Origin of the sequence: Gemmatimonas sp., assembly GCF_031426495.1 — a bacterium.
Classification (GTDB): Bacteria; Gemmatimonadota; Gemmatimonadetes; order Gemmatimonadales; family Gemmatimonadaceae; genus Gemmatimonas.
In genome coordinates, this window is sequence record NZ_JANPLK010000038.1 from 1 (window position 1) to 3,009 (window position 3,009).

4 protein-coding genes are annotated in these 3,009 nt (G+C 66.7%); 3 read left to right on the forward strand and 1 reads right to left on the reverse strand.

Annotated elements, in window-relative coordinates:
• Positions 1 to 475: 475 nt before the first annotated feature.
• Together RMP10_RS09635 and RMP10_RS09640 are read left to right on the forward strand one after the other, a co-directional pair.
• Entirely contained in the window at positions 476 to 886 is a 411-nt protein-coding gene (locus tag RMP10_RS09635) for a P-II family nitrogen regulator (protein ID WP_310570102.1), read from the forward strand.
• Complete coding sequence (locus tag RMP10_RS09640) at positions 883 to 2,250, forward strand: ammonium transporter (RefSeq protein ID WP_310570103.1); 1,368 nt, start codon at positions 883 to 885, stop codon at positions 2,248 to 2,250. Before RMP10_RS09635 ends, RMP10_RS09640 begins: the two co-directional genes overlap by 4 nt.
• Positions 2,251 to 2,400: 150 nt before the next feature.
• On the opposite strand, the gene RMP10_RS09645 is transcribed toward RMP10_RS09640, so the two are convergent.
• The gene (locus RMP10_RS09645; RefSeq protein WP_310570104.1) at positions 2,401 to 2,577 is read right to left on the reverse strand and encodes a hypothetical protein; all 177 of its coding nucleotides are present in this window, start codon (positions 2,575 to 2,577) and stop codon (positions 2,401 to 2,403) included.
• Between the two features lie 135 nt (positions 2,578 to 2,712).
• Between RMP10_RS09645 and RMP10_RS09650 the strand changes: the two genes are divergently transcribed.
• A partial coding sequence (locus RMP10_RS09650; protein WP_310570105.1) for an ATP-binding protein occupies positions 2,713 to 3,009 on the forward strand: 297 nt, incomplete at its 3' end.

The window sequence follows — 3,009 nt, forward strand, 5'->3', positions numbered from 1 at the left end:
CCCCGCACACAAAATTTCTGATAGGTCCGGGTGGTGTGAGGGCGACCCAGTGGCCAGGACCAGTTGTCAGGAACACACCGCGGCCCATTGGCCACCGGCCACCGGCCACTGGCTACTCCAACTGGCGCCTGGCTACTCCAACTCGCGCCTGAGCCGCCGGCACGATCACGCGATTCCTCGCGGCGCCCGACCACACCCTGACGCCTCACGCCTCGCGCCTCGCGTCTGAGCGAAATGCCCCGGAGCGGAATGCGGCATTTCTGCCGGCGCGCGCCGCATGCCGTCTGTTGCCAATTGGTCGTCAATCACCAGTTCGTCGCCAGTCGCCAGTCGCCAGTCGCCCGTCGCCAGTCGCCAGAGGCGCCAGTCCCAACCCCACCTCGCATCCTCTGCAACCGTTAAAGTAGAGTTCACCGCGCAAAGGATCATCGGCTCCCGCACACCCCCATACTTCAACGTCGCCGGATTGCACGATATGAAACTCATTGTCGCCATAGTCCGCCCTGAAAAACTGGCCGACGTAAAGCTCGCGCTCTTCCAGGTGGGCGTGACCGGAATGACGCTCTCCCGCGTCAGCGGCCACGGTGGAGAGCGCGACGTCGTGCAGCGCTATCGCGGTGACACAGTGGTGCTCGAGTTCCACGAAAAGGTGCGCATCGAGATGGCCGTGTCCGACCCGTTCGTCGAGCGCACCATCGAGGCCATCTGCGAGGGCGCGCGCACCGGGGACGTCGGCGATGGGAAGATCTTCGTGATGCCGCTCGAGACCACGGTGCGCATTCGTACAGGCGAACGCGACAACCACGCGCTCACGGCCGTGAACGCGGACGAGATCATGCGCCGCACACAGCTCGAGATGCCCGTGTTCACCAAGGACGACCTGTGATCGTCGGCGCGCCGATCGATTCGCTCGTGGCGTCCGCGGTCTCGGCTGGCGACACGGCGTGGGTGCTCGTGAGTACGGCGCTCGTGACGTTGATGGTGCCGGGACTCGCGTTCTTCTACGGCGGGTTGGTGCGCAGCAAGAGTGCGCTCAACACGATGCTCATGAGCCTTGGCGCGCTCGCCGTGGTCACGGTGCAGTGGGTGCTGTTCGGCTACAGTCTCGCGTTCGGCGCGGGCTCCCCGTGGATCGGCAGCTTCGAGTTCGCCGGCTTCTCCGGTGTCACCGCGTTGCCCAACAGCACCTATGCACCGGCGCTGCCGCACGTGCTGTTCGCCGCGTTTCAGGCGACCTTCGCGGGCATCGCCGTTGCACTCTTTTCCGGCGCGATCGTCGACCGCATGCGCTACGGCGTGTACCTCGTGTTCGGCGTGCTCTGGACGACGCTGGTCTACGATCCGCTCGCGCACTGGGTCTGGGGCGACGGCGGGTGGCTCCGCACGCTCGGTGCACTCGACTTCGCCGGCGGGACGGTCGTGCACATCAGTGCCGGCGTCACGGCGGTCGTGCTGGCGGTCGTGCTGGGCCCCCGCCGCGATTTCAAGCGCGTTCCCACTGTTCCGCACAACGTGCCCTTCACGCTGCTTGGTGCCGGACTGCTCTGGTTCGGGTGGTTCGGCTTCAATGCCGGGTCGGCGTTGGCGGCCGATGGCATCGCGGCCAACGCGCTGTTCACGACGCATGCGTCCGCCGCTTCCGGGTTGGTCGCGTGGATCACGCTCGAAACGTGGCGAGGTGGACGCGCGACCGCCGTCGGCGCGGCAACGGGAGCCATCGTCGGCCTGGTCGCCATCACCCCGGCTGCCGGATTCGTCACCCCGCTCTCCGCGCTCGCGATCGGTGTGCTGGCCGCTCCCTGCTCGTTCTTCGCCTTGCACTACCGCGCGACGACCAGGCTCGATGACACGCTCGACGTCTTCGCCTGCCACGGCGTGGCCGGAATCGCGGGCGCGTTGCTCACCGGAATCTTCGCGTCGCGCGAGGTGAATCCCAATGGTGCCGACGGAGCGCTGCTGGGGAACTGGTCGCTGATCGGCGTGCAGCTGCTGGCGGTCGTCGCGACGATCGTGTTCGTCGCGCTCGCAAGTGGCGGGTTGCTGTTGGCGCTCCGAATGGTCGTCCCGCTCCGCATCCCCGTCGACTCTGAAGTTGCCGGCATCGATGTCATGGAGCATGGCGAGGAAGCGTACCACGGCAGCGATCTGAGCGATCTCACCGGTCGGCGGACGTCGATCGGTGATGCGGTGATCCTGCCCGCCAGCGAGATGATGGGCGGATCCGTCCCGCGCGGACGTCTCGCGCCGTGAACCAGCCCGCGCCGGTGAGGATACGCTCCCGGCAAAACGAAAAAGGGCGCCGCTGCCGGCGCCCTTCAGACCTGCCCGTCCGCTAACTCATTCGCACACTCGTTCACGAACTCGTTCACGTTCCCACCCGACTGCCGCCGCAGCCGCTCGCTACGCCTTGACCGCGTTCCGGTTGCCGCGCATGCGATCCTGAATCCACGTGATCGGGATCATGAACAGCGGGGAGAGAAACAGGCCAAGCAGAATGTTGATCCAGATGAGCGCCATGTAATAGGCGGTCATCCCCAACGAGGCCCAGATGGTTCCCAGCGTTCCGTGTGATTCCACTGTCGGTCTCCGAAGTCGATTGATGACGGGCGCACAGCTGCGTGCGTCTGCCAAGTGCTGAAAAGTGTAAGCAACTCGGCCGCCGGAAGGTAGGGGGTGGTTGACGCGTTGCCGCGCGCAGGCGATCAGTCCAACATGTCCGAACTGACGAACTTTCCGCCTGACGCACTGCTGCAGGCGTCGCTCGAGGTGGCCATGGCGCCCGTCGTCGGACCGGTGGTGTTGGCCGTGTCCGGGGGACGCGATTCCATGGTGCTGTTGCAGGCCATGGCGCGGTGGGCGCCCGAGTGCATCGCGGCGGTGGCCACCTTCGATCATGGCACGGGCCGCTATGCCACCGATGCGGCGTCGCTGGTCGCCGCGGAATCGCGGCGCCTCGGGCTGACGGTGGTGGGCGCGCGGTCGCGCCCGCCGGGGCGGAGCGGGCCGGCG

Coding starts and splice junctions, on each gene's coding strand:
- RMP10_RS09635 (WP_310570102.1), top strand. CDS start 476: ATGAAACTCATTGTCGCCATAGTCCGCCCTGAAAAACTGGCCGACGTA.